Origin of the sequence: Alkalihalobacillus sp. MEB130, assembly GCF_032335535.1 — a bacterium.
Classification (GTDB): domain Bacteria; phylum Bacillota; class Bacilli; order Bacillales; family Bacillaceae_D; genus Halalkalibacter.
In genome coordinates, this window is sequence record NZ_JAOANA010000015.1 from 1 (window position 1) to 26,121 (window position 26,121).

The 26,121-nt window shown below is 35.2% G+C and carries 20 protein-coding genes and 1 pseudogene; 7 read left to right on the forward strand and 14 right to left on the reverse strand.

The window, feature by feature from the left end:
* Positions 1 to 95 precede the first annotated feature (95 nt).
* From N0O92_RS15150 to cls, 4 genes are all read right to left on the reverse strand, one after another.
* Positions 96 to 587 carry a CBO0543 family protein gene (locus tag N0O92_RS15150; protein ID WP_315615618.1) on the reverse strand — a complete coding sequence of 164 codons (492 nt, stop codon included), beginning with the start codon at positions 585 to 587 and terminating at the stop codon, positions 96 to 98.
* A 125-nt stretch (positions 588 to 712) separates the two neighbouring features.
* Positions 713 to 1,573, reverse strand: coding sequence for a putative beta-lysine N-acetyltransferase (gene ablB / locus N0O92_RS15155; RefSeq protein ID WP_315615504.1), 861 nt, complete (start codon positions 1,571 to 1,573; stop codon positions 713 to 715).
* A 14-nt stretch (positions 1,574 to 1,587) separates the two neighbouring features.
* Entirely contained in the window at positions 1,588 to 2,976 is a 1,389-nt protein-coding gene (locus N0O92_RS15160; protein ID WP_396334528.1) for a sigma-54 interaction domain-containing protein, read from the reverse strand.
* Positions 2,977 to 3,019: 43 nt separating this feature from the next.
* Positions 3,020 to 4,465 carry a cardiolipin synthase gene (gene cls, locus N0O92_RS15165; protein ID WP_315615506.1) on the reverse strand — a complete coding sequence of 482 codons (1,446 nt, stop codon included), beginning with the start codon at positions 4,463 to 4,465 and terminating at the stop codon, positions 3,020 to 3,022.
* A 164-nt stretch (positions 4,466 to 4,629) separates the two neighbouring features.
* Here cls and N0O92_RS15170 point away from each other — a divergent pair, with 164 nt between their 5' ends.
* A complete protein-coding gene (locus tag N0O92_RS15170) occupies positions 4,630 to 5,277 on the forward strand; it encodes a M50 family metallopeptidase (RefSeq protein WP_315615507.1) in 648 nt (215 codons plus the stop codon).
* A gap of 50 nt (positions 5,278 to 5,327) precedes the next feature.
* Here the strand turns inward: N0O92_RS15170 and N0O92_RS15175 are convergent, their stop codons facing one another.
* Positions 5,328 to 5,897, reverse strand: a complete 570-nt coding sequence (locus N0O92_RS15175; RefSeq protein ID WP_315615508.1) for a nitroreductase family protein — start codon at positions 5,895 to 5,897, stop codon at positions 5,328 to 5,330.
* Positions 5,898 to 6,071: 174 nt separating this feature from the next.
* Here N0O92_RS15175 and N0O92_RS15180 point away from each other — a divergent pair, with 174 nt between their 5' ends.
* Genes N0O92_RS15180 through N0O92_RS15190 form a run of 3 tightly spaced genes read left to right on the forward strand, consistent with a single transcriptional unit; the run spans position 6,072 to position 8,485 of the window.
* Entirely contained in the window at positions 6,072 to 7,451 is a 1,380-nt protein-coding gene (locus N0O92_RS15180; protein ID WP_315615509.1) for a hypothetical protein, read from the forward strand.
* A 22-nt stretch (positions 7,452 to 7,473) separates the two neighbouring features.
* The gene (locus N0O92_RS15185) at positions 7,474 to 8,169 is read left to right on the forward strand and encodes a hypothetical protein (RefSeq protein WP_315615510.1); all 696 of its coding nucleotides are present in this window, start codon (positions 7,474 to 7,476) and stop codon (positions 8,167 to 8,169) included.
* Positions 8,170 to 8,182: 13 nt separating this feature from the next.
* Positions 8,183 to 8,485, forward strand: a complete 303-nt coding sequence (locus N0O92_RS15190; protein WP_315615511.1) for a hypothetical protein — start codon at positions 8,183 to 8,185, stop codon at positions 8,483 to 8,485.
* A gap of 47 nt (positions 8,486 to 8,532) precedes the next feature.
* Here N0O92_RS15190 and N0O92_RS15195 read toward each other — a convergent pair whose 3' ends face one another.
* On the reverse strand, positions 8,533 to 8,709 hold the full coding sequence (locus N0O92_RS15195; protein ID WP_315615512.1) for a hypothetical protein: 177 nt from the start codon (positions 8,707 to 8,709) through the stop codon (positions 8,533 to 8,535).
* Positions 8,710 to 8,847: 138 nt separating this feature from the next.
* Between N0O92_RS15195 and N0O92_RS15200 the strand changes: the two genes are divergently transcribed.
* Positions 8,848 to 9,486: a CBS domain-containing protein gene (locus N0O92_RS15200; protein WP_315615513.1), complete on the forward strand. Its 639-nt coding sequence runs from the start codon at positions 8,848 to 8,850 to the stop codon at positions 9,484 to 9,486.
* A gap of 107 nt (positions 9,487 to 9,593) precedes the next feature.
* Here N0O92_RS15200 and N0O92_RS15205 read toward each other — a convergent pair whose 3' ends face one another.
* The gene (locus N0O92_RS15205) at positions 9,594 to 12,176 is read right to left on the reverse strand and encodes a helicase-related protein (RefSeq protein WP_315615514.1); all 2,583 of its coding nucleotides are present in this window, start codon (positions 12,174 to 12,176) and stop codon (positions 9,594 to 9,596) included.
* 262 nt (positions 12,177 to 12,438) lie between these two features.
* The gene (locus N0O92_RS15210; RefSeq protein WP_315615515.1) at positions 12,439 to 14,061 is read right to left on the reverse strand and encodes a Na/Pi cotransporter family protein; all 1,623 of its coding nucleotides are present in this window, start codon (positions 14,059 to 14,061) and stop codon (positions 12,439 to 12,441) included.
* A 260-nt stretch (positions 14,062 to 14,321) separates the two neighbouring features.
* Here N0O92_RS15210 and N0O92_RS15215 point away from each other — a divergent pair, with 260 nt between their 5' ends.
* Together N0O92_RS15215 and N0O92_RS15220 are read left to right on the forward strand one after the other, a co-directional pair.
* Positions 14,322 to 14,639, forward strand: a complete 318-nt coding sequence (locus N0O92_RS15215; protein WP_315615516.1) for a DUF3892 domain-containing protein — start codon at positions 14,322 to 14,324, stop codon at positions 14,637 to 14,639.
* A 212-nt stretch (positions 14,640 to 14,851) separates the two neighbouring features.
* A pseudogene (locus N0O92_RS15220) lies at positions 14,852 to 15,612 on the forward strand (YqcI/YcgG family protein).
* A gap of 110 nt (positions 15,613 to 15,722) precedes the next feature.
* Here the strand turns inward: N0O92_RS15220 and N0O92_RS15225 are convergent.
* The 6 genes from N0O92_RS15225 to N0O92_RS15250 all read right to left on the reverse strand — a co-directional run bounded on the left by N0O92_RS15225 (position 15,723) and on the right by N0O92_RS15250 (position 25,923).
* On the reverse strand, positions 15,723 to 16,379 hold the full coding sequence (locus N0O92_RS15225) for a hypothetical protein (protein WP_315615517.1): 657 nt from the start codon (positions 16,377 to 16,379) through the stop codon (positions 15,723 to 15,725).
* 133 nt (positions 16,380 to 16,512) lie between these two features.
* On the reverse strand, positions 16,513 to 17,445 hold the full coding sequence (locus N0O92_RS15230; protein ID WP_315615518.1) for an acetamidase/formamidase family protein: 933 nt from the start codon (positions 17,443 to 17,445) through the stop codon (positions 16,513 to 16,515).
* 14 nt (positions 17,446 to 17,459) lie between these two features.
* Positions 17,460 to 20,936: a BREX-1 system adenine-specific DNA-methyltransferase PglX gene (gene pglX, locus N0O92_RS15235; protein ID WP_315615519.1), complete on the reverse strand. Its 3,477-nt coding sequence runs from the start codon at positions 20,934 to 20,936 to the stop codon at positions 17,460 to 17,462.
* A 207-nt stretch (positions 20,937 to 21,143) separates the two neighbouring features.
* The gene (locus N0O92_RS15240) at positions 21,144 to 22,922 is read right to left on the reverse strand and encodes a sensor histidine kinase (RefSeq protein WP_315615520.1); all 1,779 of its coding nucleotides are present in this window, start codon (positions 22,920 to 22,922) and stop codon (positions 21,144 to 21,146) included.
* A gap of 20 nt (positions 22,923 to 22,942) precedes the next feature.
* Positions 22,943 to 23,941: a BMP family ABC transporter substrate-binding protein gene (locus tag N0O92_RS15245; RefSeq protein ID WP_315615521.1), complete on the reverse strand. Its 999-nt coding sequence runs from the start codon at positions 23,939 to 23,941 to the stop codon at positions 22,943 to 22,945.
* Positions 23,942 to 24,150: 209 nt separating this feature from the next.
* Positions 24,151 to 25,923: an SLC13 family permease gene (locus tag N0O92_RS15250; protein WP_315615522.1), complete on the reverse strand. Its 1,773-nt coding sequence runs from the start codon at positions 25,921 to 25,923 to the stop codon at positions 24,151 to 24,153.
* Between the last annotated feature and the right edge of the window lie 198 nt (positions 25,924 to 26,121).

A 26,121-nucleotide genomic window follows, 5' to 3' on the forward strand; every position in this document is an offset into this window, starting at 1 on the left:
CCTGAAGGTGTGCTCAATAATTATACAGAAGGTATAGCGGTAAACAGCTTGTCATTTGCTGGTACATTTCTTGTCACTAGGTGGTAAATAGAATGTCATTGGTGGTACATTTCACTGGCCGTAATCACAGACACATACAATCCTAACCATTTCATAAAGGGTTCCCCAACAAATGAATTGAACAACGAAAATACCAGGGCTTTTAACCAGGGGTTCAGCTCTGGTTTAAATTGTATGAACAACATAATAAGTACAGGAAAAATACTAACGTCCCAAGGAAGAAACGATGGTAATGTTGGGATAACATCGGTTGTATAAAACCACCTCCCCGATACTACGCCGAGAAAATCTAATGATGATGCAAATAGCATCATGAGCAAACCAGCCATCAATAATCTCCCTTGACTCTGTTTATTTCTTACAAGAAACCATATAATCCAAGGGGAAATAGTAAGCAAAACAACAATCCAATAATCCCAATGACCGTAAATATTTTCAAACCAGTACTTCACATATTCACTATTTGTATTAGTAATGGCTTCATAATAACGAGCCACCTCTTCCGTTCTTTCTTGTTTATTAATCATAATCAATGAATAACCTCTATTCATTTTGTCCGTTTTGATTATTTTTAACATGAGCGTTTGAATTATTCGAATTTTGCTAAACAGCAAAAAAAATCCCCGCCGCCATAATGGAGACGAGACAACTGTTAATTATTAAAATCACTTAAATCTTTAACCCAAACATTCATATCCTCTAATTTATCATAAATATAGCAATTTTTTCTTAGTCTTCCTGTGTAATCAAATCCAAGTTGATAAAAAACAGCGTTCATTCCAAATGATAAGGAGCGGGCGATGGAGAAAGCACAAAAGATCTGTTCTTTTTTTAATTCTTCTTCTAGCTTTTGTAATATTTTTTTCATAAGTCCATATTTTCGGTGTTCAGGTACTGTTGCACAGTCCGTTAATTCTGCATTATGATAAGTACGGTTAACGTCCGCCGATGCAGCACTAACAATCTCTCCTTTGCATTCTACAATATAAAATATGGAGCCTGTTTGGATGACTTTTTGAACATAGTGAGCTTCGTTCATAGGGGTTGGGTAAATATCAAAAACCTTGTTGTATAACTCAGCCAACTTCGTACTGTCTTTTTCTATCGCTCTTCTAAACGTATATTCTTCAGGCAGTTCTTTTGCTTTTACATCCCTGCCTTTTTGATAAACATCTAATAAGATATCATCTTCCTTCACCCAATGCTCACTTGTTCGACGGTCATTTGTCTTATACTTCGCCATCGCGTATTGATCAGATCCATTGCTATATCCTTTAAAAACAGCTTCAAGTTCAAATCCAAACGAAAGCAACTGCGTCCACTGTTCAGGCTTTGCATGAAAGATGATTTTTGTGAACTGATGGTCGTCTACTAGTTGATCCAAGACAATCATTATTTGTTTGATATTTCCTCTATAATTTTCGACGCGTACCCGTTGATTAAAATAATCTAAGAAGACATCTGCAACATAGCTTGGTGTCTGGAACCTTTTTTGTTCAGATTGCACACGCATTCTCCTTTCTTGTTTCAGAGACCATGCTTTTTCATTTTGTATTGTAATGTTTGCCTCGGAATACCTAGTTGACTCGCCGCATGTAAAACGTTCTGATTGCATTCGTTTAATGCACGTATAATCATCTCTTTCTCGGTTTGTTCTAATGTCATACGTAAAGATAAAGGGGGTATTTCTTTCGCCATTGATCCCCTTTTTCCTTGTAAATATACCGGTAAATGTTCTTCATGAATTGTGTCACCATCAACGACATTCATCGCATACTCAATGGCATGCTCTAATTCACGTACATTTCCAGGCCAGTCATGGTTATTTAATATCTGAAGCACTTCTTCATCTATAGAGACAACCAATTTATGAAAAGAATAATTAAATTTCTTGACAAAATGTCGTGCTAGCAACACGATGTCATCCTTTCGCTTACGAAGAGGGGGAATCTCAAGAAAAAAAACATTTAAACGATAATATAGGTCAGATCGCAACTGTTTTTTCTCAATACAAGTTAATGGATGCTCATTCATAGCTACGACCATCCTTACATCTACTAAGAAAGACTCCATTCCACCTACGCGACGAATAACTCCGTCTTCTATAATACGTAGAAGTTTTGTTTGAAAATCCAAAGACATTGTGTTGATTTCATCTAAAAAAAGGGTTCCTTTATGAGAAAGTTCAAAAAGACCCATTCGATCCACTGCACCTGTATAACTTCCCTTTTTCGTGCCAAATAACGTGCTTTCTAATAAAGATGCAGGTAAAGACGCACAGTTTTGAGCGATAAAAGAACTGTCTTTTCTACTAGAAGCATTATGAATCGCTTGCACTAACAACTCTTTACCCGTTCCCGTTTCTCCGTAAATTAACACAGGGGATGATGTTTTTGCTGCTTTTCTAGCTAGTTCCTTTATCCTCAACATCTCTGTATTGGTTGTAATAATATGATTGAAATCATATTTGGCCCCTGTAAAAGGAAGAGGCTTGGAAAGATCAGTGTTCACTTTTTCTTGAAGAGCAAGCAACGCCTGAGAGAGATTTTTGACAGTCGTTATATCTTTGGCAATTTCCACTGCACCAATGATCGTTTTGCCCGCTCTTATGGGTAGAGTTGTATTAACTGTATCAATCAATTGTCCTTTTCGATTTTTATATGTTTGTGTTTGTTGGTAGATAGGCTTGCCATGTTCAAGTACTTTCAACAACGTACTAGATTGTTTATTTAACGATGGAAACACATCAAGAACATGCTTTCCAAGTACATCGGCAATCTTCGTCCCATCATTGTTAGCTGCAACTTCATTATAATAAATTGTCATTCCTTCAGAGTTGACAACATGGATGGCTTCATCAATACTCCCTAATATCGCCTCAAGCATTTGTTTTGTTTCAAATGGTTTTAAAAACAAAAAAACCACCCCTAACTTCAAGGATGCGCCTACTTTCATCTCCTTAAAGGATTGGAGATAAAAGTCTAGAAACGGACTCCTTGAATCGAATCTTGATTGATCGTTGTTCATATTGTTCTAAAGTTAATTCTCTAGAATGGTCCATATCATGTTGAAAGATTTCCGATAGCTTTTTCACTTCTTTTTCTGAATACAAAAAGGCGTTCACCTCAAAATTCAATCGGAAACTTCTGACGTCTATATTTGCTGTACCGATAGAAGCAATTGCATCATCAGAGATAATTGTTTTACAATGCAGAAATCCATTCTCATAAATATAAATTTTTGCTCCTAACTTTAGAAGCTCACCTATATTAGAAAATGTAGCCCAATAAACAAACGGGTGATCGGGTTTATTCGGAATCATGATTCGAACGTCCAACCCAGAAAAACAGGCTATTTTCAAAGCGTCAAGAAGACTTTCATCTGGGATAAAATAAGGTGATTGGATATACACATAATTTTTTGCAGATAAAATCATCTTAATATAAGCTTTTTTTATTTGTTCCAGTTGAGAATCAGGTCCACTTGATACAATTTGAATGCCACATTGCCCGTAAGGATGATGAAAAGGAAGGCGAAAGTCTTTTATTAATAACTCCTTTCTTGCAGCTTGATTCCAATCTTGTATGAAACGAGTTTGAATGTTATTAACAGCTTCTCCCATAATACGTAAGTGCGTATCTCGCCAATAACCAAATTTTTCATTTAAGCCTAAATATTCATCCCCAACATTAAAACCACCAATGTATCCAATTTTCCCATCAATCACCACGAGCTTACGGTGATTTCTAAAATTGATGGTTAAATTAATAAAAGGTATTTTAGAAGGAAAAAATGCTTCAACCTCTCCACCAGATGCTTTGATTTTTTGAACAAATGCTTTGCTTAGGCTTCGAGAACCTAAATCATCATATAGTAGTCTTACTTCAACCCCTTCATCTGCCTTTTTTGCTAAAGCATCAGCTAGCTTATTCCCAAGGTCATCATCACGAATAATGTAATATAAAATATGTATATGTTTCTTTGCTTGGTCAATATCCGTTAATAATGACTGAAACTTTTCTTCTCCATCTATGTACACATCTAATTTATTATTTTGAGTTAGCAGTGAAGCATTATTGGTTAAATTCATAATAATAAAATCTTTATATTTTATGATGGCCTTGTCTTCAGCTTCTAATCGGCCTTCACGAAATGAAGTCAATTGAGAAGCAACTAAACGTTTTAATAAATGATAACTTTTTTCATCCCATCTGAATAATTTCGATTTACTAAGGTTTCGACCAAAAATAATATATAGAAAGAAGCCTGCTAGTGGCAGCAAGGTTAATACTAGTACCCACATCCAAATCGAACTTACATTTCTCCGTTCTAAAAAAATAATCATAATCGCCAAAACTGTATTTAAGAGGAAAATGATCGGGACGATTACTGACATATAATTCATTAAACTGCCTCCAAGTATTTAATGTACCAAACATAGTATAAGGATAACATGTTTCCTATTTTTGTCTAATGCTAGTAAGTTGCGTCTGATCCATAACCTTAAAAGAGATTACTTTTATATCCTGTTCAATTAGGGTAGGATGAAGAAAATAGGAGGATATTATTATGAACCAAATATTTGTTTATATACTTGTTGCTGTAATCATTTCGTTCATTCCTATCATCCGATCATTGTTTGGTACAATCCATACGCTCATTCACGAAAGTGGTCATGCAATTGCAACCTTACTAACAAGTGGTAAGGTTTATTCGATTTCCTTGTTTTCAACAACAGACGGCGTTGCCTATACAGCATCCACATCACGGTTTCGCTCCATTATTGTCGCATATGCAGGTTATACATTTGCTTCTTTTATGGCATTAATTAGCTTTTATCTTATTACATCTGGTAATGTCATGCTTTTATTTTATGTATTTCTCAGCTTTGCCATTATTAATTTATGTTTATGGGTTCGGAACTTCTTTGGGATTTTATGGCTTCTCTTTTATGTAATAGGATGTTCGTTTATGATTTATTTTCAATTAGATTCTATAAAAGAAATGGTCGTTCATTTACTAGCTAGTATTATCTTAGTACAGTCTGTGTTAGCTTCCATTGCGATTTTTCTTTTAAGCATTACTCATTCAAAAAGCGCTGGAGATGCTACAAATCTTCAAAAGCTCACTTATATCCCTGCCTTTATTTGGGGGTTGCTCTTTTTATCACAATCGATTTTTAGTTCATATTATATTTTTCGTTATTTTCTTACCTAACGCCTTCAATATTAATAAGAATGAGAGAAGAAAGGGTCTTCTCTCATTGATCATTGAAGCCATGTTGTCACTTCTTGATAAGAACTCTTTATCACTTGAGGTGTTTCCATATTAGGATAGCCTAAGTAAATAAAGGCAACTACCTCACCTCTTTCTGATAAACCCAAAAAATCTCGCACTTGATCTGCATAACATAACGCTCCTGTCCTCCAAATAGCACCTAAACCTAAGCTGTGTGCCGTTAGAAGCATATTTTGAACAGCACTATGGACAGCAGCATACTCTTCTTTTAATAAGACATTCTTTTTTGTACTTGGTTCTACCCCGACTGCAATAATAACAGGTGCCCGTAATGGATTGCTTTTGCTTCTCTCTAATTTCTTTTTACTATCATCTGATGTTGGATCTTCTAGAGTAGTTTTTGTTACTTCAGCAAACACATCCCCTAAGCGATTTCTAGCCTTTTCTTGTAATACAAAAAACCTCCATGGTTCTGTTCGATAATGATTCGGGGCAAATGTTCCGGCATGAAGAATTTCTTTGATCCACTCAGTAGGAATAGGATCGTCTTTTACTAAACCAATCGTTCTTCTAGTTAAAATGGCTTGCTTAATATCCAAATAAAACAACCCCTCTCACATAATGACAAGAAAACAAAATCTTATTCATTCATATAATGAAAACTTTGTAATTAGTACGATTTCGTCTTTAATCCTACAACCTTTTCCTTTACCAAGCTCCTCTTTCATTTTAGAATAGAATGGGATGTTTAAATGATTTACTAGGAAAAGGAGATGAGTATTACGCAACATCATCTAACACGAGTCTTAGGAGTTATCTGTTATGTAACATCAACTCTTTACCTCATTGAAGCTTTTTTCCCGAGTAACATACTTAAAATTACATATAGCATTCTCTGCGCTCTCTTACTTTTTAGTTCCATTTTTTATTTAACGACAATAAATCGGTTGATTGTAACTCTCCTTCTTACTGTTGGTACGATTGGTTTCATTTTGGAAAGTGGTGGATTTTATGTTGCGACCCTAGCGTTTGGTGAAAATGTAAATTTGCTTTCCTTATTTTTGTTAATTCCAATAATCGGTACATTCATGTCAACAGCTGGTTATTTGTCAGCTTTAAAAGATCAAGTTCAATCAAGACAAAAAAAGGCCGGTCAGCACCCTTATCGTCTAAGTTTCATATTAACAGCAACGATGAGTACTTTACTCAACTTTGGTTCTATGGCCATAGTTAAACGAATCGCTGATGAGAGCTTTACTAGTTATCGAAATCAGGCATTGACTTTAACGATTATGAGAGCATTTGCTACTTCTATGCTTTGGTCACCTTATTTTGTAAATGTAGGACTGGTCCTCGTATTGTTTGATGTAGCATGGTTTAGTATTGGTGGGTATGGTTTACTCCTTGCCACGATTTATATAGCAATATGCATCATAATGTTTAAACAAATTCATTTTGCCGATGACCCTGTTATCGAAACGAAGACAGCTGATCAGATCCCAACGAATTCATCGTCGATTAAAGCCTTTCTAGCTTTTTGCTTTGTCCTTATTTCGTTCTCATTTTTATTAGACTATCTTTTACCTGTAAAGATGTTAACGGTTGTTACGATGTTAGCTGTTGTTCTTCCTCTTTTCTGGGCGATTTTCACCAAAATATTGCGTCCATTTATTCATGATGTTGTTGAACAAGTGGAGTCTTCTTTCATTCGTCTCAAAAATGAACTGGCTATTTTTATTAGTGCTGGTTATTTAGGAATGGCTATGGCTCTTACAGATGTAGGTAGTTACTTATCAGCCATGTTATTTCAAGTCTCATTTGGCTCTGTTTTTATCATTAGTTTGCTTCTTGTCATATTAGCAACACTGCTTGCCCAAATAGGCATTCATCCTGTCATTATCGTAATTGGAATAGGGAGTGCCTTATCTCCTGATCAGTTTGGTGTTAGCCCTGAATACCTAGCATTGCTTATATTGATTGCTTGGACGGTTTCAACTCAAATTTCACCATTTTCTGGCCAAGTCCTTATGGCAGCAAAACTTATGAACCAACCCGCACGTGTGATCATAAAACAAAACGTATGGTTTATTTCTATTATTGGGGTAACGTTAACAACATGCATTTATCTTTTGCATTTATTAAATTGGTTATAGTCACTAGAGGAAGGATTGAATTATGGAAAGTAAGATTCACAAGCATCTTAAGACGCAATCACTATACTGGTTAAAAGAAAAAATGACAGATTTATGTGCAAACGAAGTAAAATTATTTGTACATAGGAAACGGTTTAAAGCAGATGCTTTAGGAATTAACTTAAAAAGAAAAGAAGCACGAATTATTGAGGTAAAAGCGACACGTTCTGATTTTTTACGAGATGACGTGTTACACTCTGATTATGGATATCATCAAATTGCTGATTATGCTTACTTATTAACACCTGTCGATTTGTTAACAATAGAAGAGATCCCTAAAGGATATGGATTATTAGAAATGGATGAGTACGATAACATTACAGTCAAGAAAAAGCCCGTGAGAAATCCGAAACCCTTGCTAACCCTTGAAACATTAATTAAACGAACAGGAAGAGCTGCAACAAATGCTGTGCTATTTCAAGAGTTATCGAAGGAAACGAAAGACAAAACACAAGGAGCATTTTCTAAAGGAGCATCGGTTCAATTAATTAGTGCTACTTGCCCAGTATGTAAAAAGAGGAAAAAGTATTTAATTCAAGTAGATCAAGAATTGGTCCCTTGCCAAGGTCGTGGTTGCAAAACAGAAATTCCACTTGCTAAAGCAAGAACCCACATTATCACTTCTTATAATAAGCAATTTTTAAAACAATTAAACACATTGATGAAGGACATGGAATAACGGAGGAATTAAAATGAACCAAAAAGAACTAGAAGAAAAAATTATTACTAATTACCAGCAAGATGAACATATGATGATTCTTGTATTTGCCCAGTGGTGCGTCAATAACGATTTAAATCCAGAAGAGCTGTATAAAAAAGCGTACCCAAATCAATTATCAAATCCCGCATTACAACATGCAATTGATCTAACCGTACCAAAACACGAGTCAGAACACATTGCGGATACAACTCTACTCGGCGTATTATCCCTTTATGGCAATGAAGATCTTGCTTTTATCGTATCTGAAGAAATTGCTAAACGAAAAAACAAATAGTCGAAAGAGCAGAACGATTTTCGTTTTGCTCTTTCGACTATCCTTTATTACGTGTCCGTCCCTAGTTTTCTTAAATAGAAAAGTAAGGCTACGAACAATCCATTTGCAATTGCTGTAAAGATCAGTATCTCCATAATATATTCTCTCCCTGTAAATAAACTCCCAATTAACAGGCCATTTACAAAGAAAAATCCTATTAGTATTAACACATTTTCCTTACTCATTTCTTTCACTCCTATCGATTAAATCCATTATAAAGGGTGCCTCCTAAATGCCCTTTTTAAGAAAAGAATTCTAAATTACTCAATTCTTATTATAATAAAAAAGAAGCAAAACAATTTTATATGAATGGGGTGGTTCGCTTGTTTATTCGAAATTGTTTAACGCCTTTAAAAGAACTTGTCTTACTTAAGCCTAAAATGACAATCCGTGAAGCGTTGGATGTTTTTGGGCAATCTCATTACAGCCTGCCTGTTATATCAGAGGATGGTTCTTCTTTTCTAGGAATTTTAAGTAAGCGTTCTATCCTAGAATATTATGAATCAAAACCCGCTCAAACTTCGTTAGAAGAACTACATAAGGATCCCATTGATCACTGCATAGAGAAAACAACTTCAAATGAGTTTGTTGATTTAAGGAAAGGTCATTTTGAAGATTGTTTGCCTATTATTGTAAGGTACCCATTTGTTCCCGTTCTTGACGGTGATCAATTTGTTGGCATTATAAAGCGCTCAATCGTTGAACAGACACTTGAATCCTGTTTTGGTACGAACGTTAAAGGAATTCGTATCCTTTTAGGTGTGCATAATCAAGTTGGTACATTACTTGGTGTATCCAAAATTATAACCAAGTACAACGTTAATATTATTTCTGATATTGGATTTGAAGCTGATTCAAATTACCTTAGAAGACTCCTTATCAAAATTGAAGAAACACCGAATCTCGCAAAAATCCTTCACGATTTGAACAAACATGGCTACCGTGTTTTAGAAGTTGAATAACTTGTTCTAAGACAAGGCCTGCCCCTCTTATCGAGGCCACTGAAAAAGGTGCGATTTTTGTCTTTTATAGTGGCCTCCTCTTATCCTTAGGGTCCAACCTGCTTACATCACCTATAATACTTTCGGTTGCGATATCCACCTCGTTCTCTTTGCTTATATCTTGTTTTATGACACTCATCACACATCGTAAATTCATGTTCCCATGACATGTTTTTCCCACAGTATTTGCATGTTTTGGCGAGAGTTCTAACATCATTTTTCAATACTTCATGAACTCCGTCACTAATTTCTTCTCGGATTCGCTCCCAATAAATTGCTTCTGTTCTTCGTTCCAGTCTGTACAAAAACAGGAGGTGTAAACCAATGGATTTATAGGAAAGTTCAAGTTCTTCAAGTGACCCTTTTACAATTTGGGGTTCTGGTAAATCATTGCCTCTAACAATGGCAATCATTTTTTCTTGCCATTGTTCGGTTAAACCTGGTTCCTTTGAAGAAAACGGCAAATGCAAAAATCCATAAAGATCCATCATGGAAAGACGAGCTTCAATTTCCGTGTTTCGAATGGTCTCATATAACTCGCGTTCTTCTGATAGACTTGCTTTTTTGGTCCCCTTTGGACTTTCAAATTTATCCCAAAGTTCAAAAAAGGTACCCAAGTCACGATAATATTTTTGAAATCGTTCAAAAACAGCATTCGTCGGTGCAATAGCGAACGTTTGAATTGACTCATCCTCTTGCTGTAATAAATGTTTCATTAATTTAATTTCACTTGTAAAAGCTACTTTTCCAATATCGTAAATGCCTTTTCGACCTGCTCGACCAGCAATTTGTTTAATTTCTTGTGAAGTGAGTCTTCTCCTTCTCGTTCCATCAAATTTTTCATTTTCTAAAAATGCAATTCTTCGTATTGGCAAATTTAAGCCCATGCCAATAGCATCAGTTGAAACAATAACAGTTGTTTCACCATCTATAAAGCGTTGCATTTGTTTTTTACGAGTTTCAGGAGGCATACTTCCATAAATCATACTTACAGAGTGGCCATTTTTTTGTAGCTGCGAAGCTGTTTCGAGCACTCGCCTTCTTGAAAAGCATACTAAGGCATCACCTTTTTTCGTATGACTTATTTTAAATTCTTTCCGTTCAACCTTTAAAGGAATATCACGTGTATAATCATGGATTTCTATATCTTCAGAGTCACCTAAGAGTTGCAAAACCATGGTTTCTGCATTTCGACTGCCGATAATATGAACTTCATTTGCATGTGCTTTTGTAACAGCCTTATACCATGAAAAGCCTCGATCTTTATCTGCAATCATTTGTGCTTCATCGATGACAACAACATCATAAAATTCCTTTTCGTGAAACATTTCAACAGTACAGGAATTATGGTGAGCTCCTTCTACTATTTTTTCTTCTTCCCCTGTTTTTAATATGCATGGAACACCCTCAGCATTTAACTTGTCGTATACTTCTAGAGCCAGTAAACGAAGTGGCGCAAGATACAATCCACTTTTTGCAGCTTTCATTCTTTCTAACGCATGATGGGTTTTCCCTGTATTTGTTTCTCCGATATGCAAAACATAGCGAATGTTTCTACCAGCTGATGGCCTATATTCACGTCCAAAAATATCATCTAGAATTCGAGCTTCTTCTTCCCGCTTTCTTTTTGCTTCAGCCTCTTCTTCGGCCTTTTTTCGTTCCCGTTCAATTAAATCTTGCTGATACTTTTTTCGATGCACATCTAAATCAAATGGAATGTCAGCAAGATGTAAGAGGTCTTCTAATAATTCTAATTGAATATTTGAAAAGAACCTCTTCTCCCAGTAAGAAAGATACGGTTTAACAATTAGACGAATGGCCACTTCTGATAAAGGCTGATTGTAGGCCTCTTCATATTGCCTATACAATTGTTCTGAAAGCCTCTCTAGTACAAGCCTACTTACATACAACCTTAATTTTTCATTAATAAACCGTTGATAGGCAAAAAGATACCTTTCATATTCCCAATAGTACGCCTTTTGGACAGCACCAGTTAATTCATCAAAGAACTTAGAGACAGTAAAATAATCGCTTGGGGAAAAGGACCCTATCTCTTCTAGTTCTTCTTCAATTTTAAATGTTTCTATTTTACGGTATTTTGGCTTCGTTTTAAAATCGGAAGCAAGTTGTTGGCTTACACGATGTCGAATATACAAGTATAGTTCTTCTTGGTCTTTTTCTAAAACTTGCTGCAAAACAGACTCAATGGTCCCACTAATTTCCTTTTGTTTCTGTACTATTTGTTCCTCCTCTTTTCGCTTAATCAAATTGACCTTTGCCTGCTCATAAAGTTCTTGCCACTCTTTTTCATGTCCTGTAAAAGTGGTTGTAATCCACTCTACTACAGCAAAAGGACGATAATCCCTCATTTCATTTCGGAATAGTCGATTTATTATTTTCCTGTCCACACCATCAACTTCATAATTTCTCTCTGAAAGAAAGGACTTTTTTTCCCTTTTTGAAACATCATTGGTTATTTTATTCAACCAAACATTCACCCAAATTTGTTCTACATAATTTTGACGTTCCTCAAGGTACTTCTCAAAAGAGGGCATGGTTTCTTTCTCTTCTAAATAACGCTGAATATCCTCCATTACTTTCTTTTTTGTATGCTCAACGGCTAGTGGATACACGGCAGTAAGTTTATTCATACTGTTACTCCTTTAACAGGTGTGACATGACATATCTTCAAATTTTTTTGTGAATGTATTCTCTTTCTTATATTATGCCGTAAACTCCATTGTAATCAAATCATAACCTTTGCAGTTTTTAGTAGCATTGGCAATTTTTATTGAGCTATCTTTTTTCTAGTACTTTTTTTAGTATTAAAAGAAAAACGACTGGTTTTATATGAGGAACTGAGAAGGTCGTTTTTGGCCTTCTCTCTCTCATAACCAGTCGTTTTCCATTTTATTAATCTTCTCCAATTACAACTTCTGCAATATTAACGGCATGATCCCCAACACGTTCTAAATTACTAACGATATCAACGTAAATAATTCCCGCCGAACCCGTGCATCGATTTTCATTTAAGCGAGTAATATGTTTCTTCCTCAAATCACGTTCCATTTTATCAATCTTATCTTCCTTTTCTAAGACAGACCTGGCCTCGTCAATGTCATGTAATTCTAAAGCTTTAATTGACTGTCTTAGTGTAGATAGTGTCAAATCGAACATTTCATCTAAATCAGCAATCGCTGACTCAGAGAACCTTACTTTGTTTGTAATTTGATTGTCTACTAATTCCATAATGTTTTCCATATGATCCCCAATACGCTCTATATCACGTACAGTATTTAAGAGTGTTTGATGAAGTTTTGAATCGTCAACTGTAAAGGAATGAGATGCCAATTGAACTAAATAATCGGTAATTTTACGGTCTAAATTGTTAATTGCATCTTCAAATTGTGGAACTAATTCACCATGCTTCTTTTCATGTGTCTTCATATATTTTCCAACTTCTTCAAGACCCTTTTCAGAAAGCTCTGCCATTCTCAATACTTCTTTTTGTGCTTGTCCTAATGCAATAGAAGGAGATTCACGAATAAATCGCTCGTCTAAATGTTGAGCCTTATATTCAATAGCTGAATCTTGACCTGGAATGATCTTTGTAACAATTAATGCAAGTATTGCAATAAAAGGTAATTGAATTAAAGTGTTTGAGACATTGAAAATTCCGTGCGCAAATGCAATGGTCATCTCAGGATTCAGAAGAAGCATTTCTTGAATGTAAGAGATTAAAACTACAAATGGTCTAAACAATATTAACACGATCGCTGTACCAATTAAGTTAAAGATAACATGAGTTAATGCTGCTCTTTTTGCAGCAATGGAAGCACCTAAAGATGCTAAGACAGCTGTAATCGTAGTACCAATATTGTCACCAAATAATACTGGTAATGCTGCATTTAAGTCCATCAATCCTTGTGAGAATAATGTTTGTAATAAACCAATTGATGCAGAAGAACTTTGTACGATTACAGTAAAGATCGTACCAATTAATACCCCTAATAGTGGATTGTCACTCATGCTAACCGTTAAATCAGCAAAAGCTTGAACCTCACGTAGTGGTTTCATGGCATCTCCCATGAAATTTAACCCTAGAAAAAGCGCACCGAAGCCAAACACTACTTGTCCGTAGTTGTTTACTTTTTGATTTTTAAAGAAGAAAATTAAAAATGTCCCTACAGCAATAATAGGCAAGGCGTAGGTTGAAATTTTAATACCGATAATAAATGCTGTTACTGTCGTTCCAATATTTGCCCCCATTATTACACCAATGGCTTGTTTTAATGTCATAAATCCAGCATTTACAAGTCCGATGGTAAGAACCGTGGTTCCCGTACTCGTTTGAAGCAAAATGGTTACGACTAAACCTGCAAGTACCCCCATAATTGGGTTGGTTGTAAATTTATCTAGTAAATCTCTTAATCGATCTCCTGCTACTTTTTGAAGGCCATCTCCCATATACTTGATACCGAATAAGAAGATTCCTAATCCTCCTAAAAACATAAACAGAATTGTTTGTAAATCCATTTTATCAGCCCTTCTCTATATCGTGTCGACAAAGTTCTACAACCATTGCCCCCTTTCACATATTAAGAAATTGTAACGATAATGTAAATAACGTTACTGTAAAGATATTGTAAAGAAATTGTAAAGCCCAATAATTCCCATTTTTCACTCCTTCTGAAACCTTTTATGGGTTCTCTTCTTCTATTTTTAGACATTCGCTTATTTTGTATTCAAAAACAAAAAAAACATACACTAAACAAAAGATGAAGGAGTGGGAACCTATGACATCTAACGATCGTTTTGAGCAAATATATGAACAATACCGCAATAATGGTGAAGTCGAAGCAAAAGACCAAGAATTTGTCTCAATTGATCAAAGTAAAGAGAGTATTATTGCTGTACGAAAGAATGATGACGGAGATTTAATTGCATTTAAAACAAATGCTGGACGAGAGCTTGATTATATAACCGCTTTACAAGAAGCGAAGGATGGAAAATTAGCACATGTGGATGTTTTTCATAAGTACGGCCGTGATATATTAAGAAGCGAACCGGATGGAATTAAAGAAAATAATCTTGATCAAATGCCATCTTTTTAATGTAAGTATAGAGGCTGGGGCATGATTAGAGTGTTTAAATGAGAATACGAACGATGCACAACTTTAGCGAAGTGTAGTTCCGAAGCAATTGCTATGCTTTAACTAACGTAACAATCGGATTTCTTATTCATAAAAACGCTTCTGTCCCAGCCTCTTTTAGAAACACCAATCATCCACTTCCTAAATATAGTAAGTGTTAGGAGGGGTGGAGTATGATCTTACATTCAAATAATGACGAACAATCAACATCGTTTTTACCTTGGCAAGAAGATGCCTTACATCAATTTAAAAAGAAAATGACCAACAAAAAGCATCCATTTCCTTGTATTCCCGCAATACAAGGCTTTTTATCTAATCATTTACGCTTTGCATTTATTGGAGATCCGAGAGAAGATGCAACTGCCTTAGAATTAGCAAACGTTTTAACCTATTATACGAACCATTCAAAATCATTTGGTCAAAATACCTCTCTTATTATCTTCTTTTACACTCCCGAAAACATGAAAACTCTTGATATTTACTCTCTTGAACATTTATTTTGGAAGCTACTCAATGAACTTCATCAATTAGATCCCAAAAAATGGCCTGTTTCCATTTCTAATGACCTGGAGGATCGAAGCTGGGAATTTTGCTTTCATGAGGAACGCTACTTTATGTACTGTGCAACTCCTGCTCACCATTTGAGAAAGAGTAGATCATTTCCTTACTTTATGCTAGCTATCACGCCAAGGTGGGTCCTTGATCAATTTCAGCGTTCACCACCTACGCAAAGAAAATGAAGGCGGAAATTCGTAAGAGACTTGAACATTATGATCAAATTTCTCCTCATCCTGAATTAAAAGAATATGGTTCTGTAAATAACCAAGAGTGGAAACAGTATTTTTTACGTGATGATCAAACAGTCAGGTCAAAATGTCCATTTTTGCAAGCAATACGAGATAGCAAAACGCAAAATAAAAATAACTTCATTTGATTCATAAACGTTGCATTCCTTTTTCTCTACTACCCGCTTTTCATCAATCCAAAAAGAACTCCCATATAGAAGTACTAAAAAGTAACTTCCATAATAGGAGTTCTCTCAACTTACTCGATATCTAGACTCTGTATTGAATCCATGTGACTAGCGATCATCGCTATGATTGTACTTGCTTCATCCTTACTGAAAATGAAATTAAACTCATCTTTGATTAATTCATCATCGGATGTTTTGACTCGGTTCGTTCGCTGAAGAATTCCGTCTCCAGTCTCCGGAATCACACCAAACTTGTAAGTAATCTCAACATCTTCATCTTCATCAATGTAAGCTGTTACTTCTGGAGTTTCCCAGTCCACATCTAGCGTTTCATATTCATATTCTTCTTCATCACTATCAAGATAAACTTCATCTTCATCTTCATAATCATATTCATAAGCTTCTTCATAGTCTTCATCATTCATAAAATCATGGAAGCTTTCATGAACCGCATCAATAATATCTTCAATATCTTCAAGTATCGTTCTTGAACTTAGATCTAGATCTAAATCATACGATTCAATATAAAATTCATTGTTAAAGGGGTCAAAAAAGAGTGTACAAAAATATTCACGATCCAGATCTTCTGTCTCAACAAAAAATTCAATGCGTGGATGCTTGGCTCCTTTGTCAATTGACATATGACCAACTTGATCATATTTCTCACAAATGGATTCAAGATCGTCTTGTAACTCTGCAGATACTCTATCAAACCAATCTAATGTCATGAACGATCACCTCTTTGAATGGATTATCATGTAAATGTTTCACTCATTCTAGTTTGATCAAAAGCGACCTGTTTCAATCCATACTTCAACAATTTTTCCTAACAAATAATAACCTAATATCTACAGTCGGAAGTCACCTTAAGGCCCCATGAGGCAAAATGGCATGTACCCCTTTAACTTGGTTTACGATTTGTGTAATTCGTAAATCAACTACAACACTTGCCAATGCTGTTGCTTCTGATTTACTTACAGCGTATCGATGTTGAATGACGGATATCATGCCATTTAAAGCAGCAATTGTTGCCTTATTTAAATCTTCATCGAAACCAAAGGTTATCCAAGCGGAAGAAGTGTTGGCATAAGGCATAGCTAATTGCATATCCTCCCTAATAGTAAGAGTAACGTCAACAAGGTCCATAGGACATTCAATAGCCTGACCAGACACCTCTCCGTCTCCTTGTGCAGCATGTCCATCACCTATCGAAAACAAAGCCCCTCGAACAGAAATCGGTAAATACAATGTGCTTCCTTTGGTTAGCTCTTTACAATCAATATTCCCACCACAATAACGAGGGGGAATGGTCGAGTGAATACCTGATTCTTTTGGAGCAGTTGCCAGTACCCCCATAAAAGGGCGAATAGGTACAGAAAACTCTCGGTGCCCTCTTTTTGCTGTTGCTATTTGTTTGTCATTATCAATTGTCCAATCAAATCGTATCTGCTCTGAATTTGATAATTGCAATTGATCATTGTGCCAGTTTGATTTTCCAGCTGCACAATTCCAGCCATACCAACTTGGAACAATATCATTAATTTTCACTTCAAGTACATGACCCGGTTTTGCGTGTTCAATCGAAACAGGACCTACAATTGGATGTCCCCACATCTCCTCTCGTTCTCTAGACGAATATTCCTTTCTATTGCCATTTTTATCGTTATATCCCCATCCAATATCAACTGTTGAGTATTGGATTGAATCACCTGATTGAACCGTTAAAATGGGTTGATAATCTTTACTAAATGATCCGTGTAAAGTTTCGTCATTTGCTTTTATGACATGTCTCATATAGTTGTCCCTTCCTATATATTAGCTAATATATGTGAAAAATTATCGTAATTTTTGCCTATCCCTTCATCTAAATCTAAATTGTGAACATTGGTTTTTTCCAATACTTCTTGGAACGTTTTGACTTCTTTCACACGTGCCTCAAGTTGTTTCTTTCTTCTCAGATACGCTTCAATCTGTCGTTTAGAGCTGCTGTTGTCACACATAGTATCAAGCTGTAGCAATTCACTTACGTACTGATGCATACCTGCTACGACCGTTGATTTAATATGGTCCATCGTATTCATTTGCATTCTGTGCATATAAACTAGCCCACGAAATCCTTTTTCAATTCCTGATTCGATTAACCAATAAATAGGTCGCTTTTGATAAAGTTTTACATGATCTTTGTAAAATTCATCAGAGAAATATCGCTTCAAACGTTCCGTAACAGACTCTTCCCTCTTCATTTTTAACGATTGAGCTAACCATAACAAATTATCCTCAACAGTCGTTTCATCAAAACAAATTTTCAAAAATTCACGTAAACGAAAAAGAAGGTCGTCACTTTCCAACTGAACTACACCTAAACGTGTAGGTGAAAATGTTACATAGTTTGAAGCGTCCCAATCATCCCCAGCAAACACGATTCCATCCATATCTAGACTATATCGCCCTAATAAACAGCCTATAAAATAAGAAAGAAATAATTTCGTTTCGCGCATTCTATCTGGAATCGTTATCGTAATATCTTTTTCTTGCACGTCTGCTGTTAATTCTTCTTGCAAACCATAGAGATTAATAAAAATACGATTGAGTTCTTCTTCATTTGTTTTTACTGTTTGATGAACAAACTCTTTCTTTTCTTTCCATTTTTCGTAAATCGCAGACAAGTGTTTCTCACCTAAAAAAGTACGAAATGGATGTCGTAGAAAGTTCCATGACGTTTCTTCCGAATCCCAATCATGTTTAGCTAAATCCACATTCATTCGAGCTAACTTGTTGATTTGATCATTTTGACTAGCACGAATAACGGGAAGCTTCGCAATAACTCCGGAACTATAATTAATTGTTGGATTTAACGTTTGCAAAAGAGTACTTGCCACTTTCGAATTCAAAAAACTAGCAAAAAAATAATAATCCTCTTGCTCACAAAAAAAGGCGTGTGAACCAACATCAAAAATCATTCCCTCAGGATAACATCGAACACCGAATTTACTTGAACTTATTAAAGACCAAGTAATTCCCTCACGAAAGTAATATGGAACATTTTTGGGCTTGGAATTACTTTTCAAACATTTACCAATTGATAGCTTATGAAGTTTGTCATCTCGTATCTCTTTACCATCATGCTGCCAATTTACAACCTTGTAATTATTTCCATACCATTTCCGCAGAGGACCGCCCTTATTTAAAGGAAACCATTTTTTCTCACTTGCTTCAGCAGATGCTCGACTATGTGAAAATCCAATATCAGAAAATCGTACCTCATACCAATATCTATGAAACCGCTCATTATCAGCCGTAGCAAGACCTTGTCTTGGTTCGGCAATCTCTTTTAATGGGGTTCCTTTAATAAACACATTTGACATAGTTTCTGTTAGCCAATACACTACCGGTGATTCTGGAATAATGGAAAACCGTTCTTTCTTACAAGAATACTTATTTTCACCTGCTAGAAAAGCCTCTTTTTTTAATTTTGATTGTTTATAATCGACTAATCGATAATAAATAGACATATAATCTTTTTTGTGTAATCGACTACAAACAAACGCCGTACTTTGCACGATTTCCCCACTTATGTCTTCAAAAGCATGAGCACCTAAGTGAAGCATCGACAAAATGGTGCTCTCACGAAAAAGTTGTAACCGCAATTTTTCATAACTTGATAAAAACATCCACGATTGCTGATTGATTAATGAAAAGAATCCATCTTCTTTCGTAAAATGAAATGCTCTCTCCATAAAAACGGCGGACAAATCATATTTGCTATAAGGAAAACTTGTTTTTATATAATCACTTGTTGCTTGGTTTAATCCTCTTATTCCTATGTAAGGTGGATTCGTAACGGTTACATCGTATGTATTAGCTAACAATTCTCCCTGTTGTAACAATTGAAGAACTTCTTCTAATTGCTGAAATACTTGATAATTTTCAAGTGTAATTTCAAGATGCTGAGATTTGTGAATTCGATCAATGTATTTTTGCAAGTTAATAGGATCTGGCTGTAAAATGGATCCAAATTGTTTCGCATCTACAAAAGATGATAAAAATTGATTTAACTCAGAAGCTTCATATTCATCGTGAGCAAGCAATCTAACAATTCCTTCAATGTCTACCTCATTTGACTCCTGAATGGATATAACGTTGATTTTCAAAGGTTCCTGTAATAAAAATCGTGATTTTTGACTTGCTTTCATAAGCAAAGCAAACGTTGCTAACTGTGCAGCACGGTCATCAATATCGATACCATATAAATTCTTTTCTAAAATAAGTTGAGGAATCCGCTCTTGTTCATAACCAGCTTCCATATACATGTCATAAAAAAGATCAAATGCATAAACAAGTATATGACCTGAACCGACACAAGGATCAAGAAAAGTAATCTCTTCTACATTTACTCCCTCTCTTTGCACGCTATGCTTCTCGTTAGTTTCACTTGAATCGATAAAGTAGTGCATAGTTTGTTTAAGTGATGTTGAAGGGTTACCTTCTATCCAAAGCTTTCCTAATGAATTCTCAGTCATGTATTTTACGATCCATTTGGGTGTAAAAAGTTGTGTTGCAGCAGGTATTTCGTTTTTATCCATTTTTTGGTTTTTCTTTAAGTTAGCAAACACCTGATCTTTTGGTTCACTATTATAAAACTGATACATCCAACCAATTACTTCTACCTCACTGAAACTTTCTGTTAAGCTTTTCTTTCGTAGAAATTGATAGACAGTTGACTGTGGGTTTAACAATAGGTCTGGCATCAATAATTGTGTATAGTCTTCAATTCTAGCGAAAGATGCAGGCAATATTGTGTGCAGTAATTGACATTGTGCGAGGAAAAGCTCCCTATTAACAAGTTGATCTTCTCCCTTACGATAATTCAATAAGATTGATTCCTCATCTATTTCGACATTCATTGCAGCAAGTGAAGAGACAAATGAAGTTAACTTCGATTCTGACAAACCAGACATTGTTTGATTTCGGTCTGGAATGTAATGATTTACTTCCATATAGCGAATGGCTACCATTCGGTTAAACCACGTATAAGCTACTTCCTCTATTAGTTGATCAAAGCCATTATGATCAAATTTTTCCTGAAGAGAGAAAAAAGCGGATTCCATGTTCTTTGGATAAACCAATCCATTCATTATAAATTGGCCATTTTTCTTTTCAATTTGCAGACGACTATTCTTTTCTATGCCAAATAATTCAGCTCGTAACGACACATCGTAAATGAGCTCACGCCTAGTTTGAATCGCAAACGTTTTTAATTCTGATCGATTTCCATTATTGTTCATTTATGTTCTCCTTAAAACCGCGAAACTTTTGGTCTGAAAAACGTTGATAATTGCTTCTTCTTCATTTTCGCCATATTTTCCTGCAAAGGATTTACGCATTATTTTCTCCTACTAAAAAGTAATCTTAATAATCCACTATACTCTTTTATTTTTCCTGTTCAACTATCTCTTTCATAACGAAAAGGATAGTGCTTTGAGCACTATCCTTTAGTTTAATGGCAAAGTAATCTTAAAAATCGTTCCACTCTCCGTTGATGATAGCAACTTAATCTTCCCATGGTGATTTTCTATGATTTTTTGTACAATCGTCAAACCTAATCCAGTTCCTTCTTCTTTCGATGTTAAAAAAGGATCAAAAATACTTTCCTGCAAATTTTCTGGTATTCCAGAACCATTATCTTCTACAAAAATATGATACTCATCTTTTGTAAGACGAGAATAGATTGATACTGTCCCTTTATAGGACATAGCTTCAATACTATTTCTAATCAAATTATGAAAAACTTGTTTCATTTGTTTTGCGTCAAGTAATAACGAATTCGCGTGTAATTCAATCGAAAAATCAACCTCTTCACTCGTGACTGATCGTTCAATTAAAGGAAGAATTTCGTTTATTACATCTTCCAACCGTATAGAATTTAATAATGGAGCACTTGGTTTTGTTAGTAGCAACATTTCCTCTACGATTGAATTTATTCGATCAAGTTCCTTTAATAGTAGGGGGACCTGATACTTTTGAATCTCTAATTCAGATAATGATTGATTCATTATAGAAAGAAAACCATCAATGACTGCTAATGGGTTGCGAATTTCATGAGCAGCTCCTGCAGCCAATTCGCCAATTAAAGCTAATTTCTCAGATTGATGCATTCTTTTTTCTAATTTCTCTGTTTCAGTTATATCAACAAAATAAAATATTCTACCGATCATAACCTCATGTTGGTCTTTTAACTCCGATTGAGAAACCAACAATGCATGTTCCCCCTTAGAGGAGTGAAAAGTAACTTTTATGTTCTGAATAATCTCTTTTGAATGTAACACATTCCAAAACATGGAGTTTTTTGGGGCGTGTATTGGTGTTTCATCTTTAAGTAGGAAGTTTGCCGCATGATTATATGACATCTCATTTGATTGTTCATCAATCGTAATAATCCCCACAGGTAATGAATTTAAGATTTGCTCTCTATATATTTTATCCATGAGAATGGTGTGAAAAGAATCTTTTAACCTCGTCGACATCTTGTTAATAGAAGACGTTAATTGTTGAAGTTCCACTTGATCATTGGATTGAACGGTTAAGCCATATTGACCACTAGCAATCCTGTCCACTTTTTGAACCATTTGCTCTAACGGTTTTGTCACATTGCCACTAATTCTATACGCTGCTACAAACGAAATAACAATGGATCCAACTGTTAAAAAGAGCAACAGATAAAGAGACTTATGAATGATTGATGAAAAGTTTTCAGATTGGTCTGTTAGCGACTCTAGAGCGGTTTCTTTAGCTTCTTTTAAAGCATAATTAATGTCAGCATGATGTGGAAAGTATTGACTTTCAATAAAATTGACTACAGCCTCTTTGTCACCGAACGTAAGTAACCCTTGAATCTCATTCTCGATTTTAAAATCAAGTAAATCAATTTCCGATTTTAATGGTTCAAGAGCAGCTGGAATTGCGTCATAGTTTACTAATAATGTGTCTACATACTCCCTTGAGATTGAGTTATACGATTCAACTAACTCACAGCATAAATCGTTTACTACAAACTGTTTTACTGTGTAATGCTTCGTATGTAATTCATCTTCCCAGTGAGATATCCAAACTAACTCTGGAATATGATGTTTATTAATCTCATTCAGTCCTTTGTTAATTTGCTCTATGGATTGAATAAGAACAAATGAAAAACTACTTAAAAGAAGCGTTGTTAATAGGAGGACTGTTAAAATTTTGCTTCGAAAACTTATATGTTTTAAATACTGTCTCATTAGTCCTCCTATTTATGTTTTTAATAAAACTGATTTTGAAGAATCTTTTCCTTCTCTGTTTGAATATATTGTTTTTCTTTCTCTGTAAACATTGGTCCAAATGGAGCTAGTTTATAGACCTTATCTTTTTCTGTTAACATTACTGTCCCAGATGGCATTCCGTCTGATGAAAAGTAATCTTTCATCATCGAGACATACGCTTGAGACACATCGTTCATTACACTCGTTAATATTAAATCTTCAGCAATATAGGACTGGTCATCCAAATAGCCTATTACATAAATATCGTGATTTTTTGCATACTCAATTACATCACGATTATACGCATTTCCTCTTGAATAAATCACATCTACTCCCTCTTCAATTAGTTCTTTTACTAATTGAACAGCTCGCTTTCCATCCTCTCGACTATTGACCACTTTATAATAAAATGAAGAATCTGGTAAATATTCCTTTAAAGCATTTTCAAATTGTGGTTTTCTGTCTCTTGCTTCAAACGCATCGATTAGCCCCACTTTGTTCGAAGTCGTTTTCAAAGCTGCTGCTATTCCAGCTATATATTCGATTTCTCCTTGATTAAATGTATAGACTGTTTGATTGTTATGTTCGGTCGTTCCGTGTAACGTAACGAACTGAATATCAGCATATCGCGGGGCGAATGCTGTGAAAATATCTGAAAATTCTCTTCCGTGACCTATAATAACTTTTGCTTCATTTTCTATTGATTCAATAACAGATTGAGTAATAGAATCATCCGTTTCTAGTTCGCTGTATAGAGTTACCTCTACTGGGAACAATTCCTCAATTTTTAGTTGGCCCTTGTAAGCCAAACTCCCCCAACTTTGATCAATAACTTGATCTGAAGTTAGAATGGTTACTTTTACTGTATCATCATTTGCAGTCGCCTGTTCTGATTGAAAAAGTAAACCACTAATTCTAAAAATAAATAATAAGATAAATAGAATTGCAACAACCATCGTTATTATAAACAGCATTGTAGGTTGTTTGGTTTGCTGCATAAAAAACTCCCCTTTTTGCTTAGATCAAATTAATTTTACTGAAAAAAAGAAACACGGTCTACCTTTTTCTTCTCTTTTCGACAAATATCGCAAAACAATGAATATATCAAACCGTTTTTTTGTTTACATAATATCGTTATCGAAAACTTAAAAAAGAAGAGGATCCCACAGCAGAAACTTCGGCCCCCGTTGTGTGTCCTCTTCTTTGTTTACAACCATACTATATAAACAATACTTACCGTAACAATTAGATACAGGATGTTAAGGGGAATTCCTACTTTTAAATAATCAGAGAACCGATATCCTCCTGGTCCATAAACAATTAAGTTCGTTTGATAACCAATTGGTGTAGCAAAACTGGCCGAAGCTGCAATAGCAATTGTTACAAAAAATGCCATTGGGTCCACGCTCAGTTGATTAGCAATATGAAGAGATATAGGAAACATTAGAACTGCAGCTGCGTTATTCGTAATAATTTCAGTAAAGAAACTAGTTAAAAAATAGACAACGAATACTGCTCCAATGATTCCAAATCCTTTTGTTATCTCAACAAAATGATTGGCAATAAATGCAGCTGCTCCTGACGTCTCAAGTGCCAATCCTATACCAATGGCACAAGCTATAACAATCAAGACATCAAATTGTATAAACTTTCTCGCCCCTTCAAACGATACGGTTTTGGTCAAAAACAGTGTTAATACAGCTAGAACAGCCGCTTTAAACATCGGTAAAATTTCAAATGCTGCTAGTGAAATCATCAAAATTAACGTAATAATAGCAACATAAGACTTCTTTGAATCAATGATTTCTGGCTCCTCAATTGGAGAAAGTAAGTAAAAGTCGCTAGAACTAGAATATCGATTAAGGAAATCTCTGTTCGCTAATAAAAGTAACGTATCTCCAGGTTTTAATTTAATTTCCCCGACTTTGTTGTTGATTCGTTCGTCATTTCGATGAACAGCCACAACCCCTGCATCATATTTACTACGAAATTTTGATTCTTTCACTGTTTTTTGGATTAAGGAAGATTGATGAGAAACAACTGCCTCTACCAATGACGCACTCCCATTTTGAAGATCCTCTAAACGAAGGTTAATGCCTGTTTCCACCTTTAACCCACGTATATTTTGCAATTCAACAATAGTTGAAAATAGTCCAGTAAAGATTAAACGATCGCCTTCTCTAATCTTCTTATAGGAAGGGACAGGTGCAGTGCGACTTCCATTACTAATCACCTCAATTAAATATAGACCTTTTAAATTTCGTAAACCTGCTTCTTCGATCGTTTTACCAATTAACGGAGATTGAGGTTCTACTGTAGCCTCTGACAAATACTCCTTTGAACTTTCTTCAAATGTTTCTTCAGAAGTTTTCCTATCTGGCAAAAGTTTATATCCAATCGTTACCATGTATATAATTCCAATAATACTAGCTGGTATACTTACAATCGCTAATTGGAACATCGAAAAGCCACTCATTCCTTTTTCTAACATAAATCCGTGAATGACTAAATTGGTTGAAGTCCCAATCAAAGTCCAAGTACCTCCAAATATAGTTGCGTAAGATAGTGGCAATAAAAATTTTGAAGGTGATATATTTCGATCCTTACACCATTTACGTACAACTGGCGTAAACATCACTACCATTGGTGTATTATTTAGAAAAGCTGATAATCCGGAAACCGGCAGCATCATTTGTATCAAAGAACGTTTTGGACCCTTACCTGAACCAAGAGCTTTTTGAACTAAGTGGTTTAGGATTCCACTCTGCTTAATCGCACCAGCTACAATAAATAATAATGCGACAGTTAGCATTCCTTCGTTCGAGAATCCTTTCAAAGCATCTGCTGGAGACAATACCCCTGATAATAACAAGGTTGCAAGCGCACAAAACAAAATAAAATCTGGTCGTGCTACTTCCTTCATTAGACAGATAAGCATCGCTAGTACTACCGCAATTACAAATATAATCTCAAAGTTCATCTTACCCATCTCCTATCCTTCATCAGCAAATAAATCCCATAAGTTTAGTATGTTTTATATAAAAAAAGAAGGCTCATACTAAAATAAGTATAAGCCTTCGGTCATCCAATCAGCTTTAACGATTTATTTTCTTTATGTTTACCATGTTTTATTCTTATCATTATATTATTCTGTCAATTCATATCTGTCAAGTCGGTT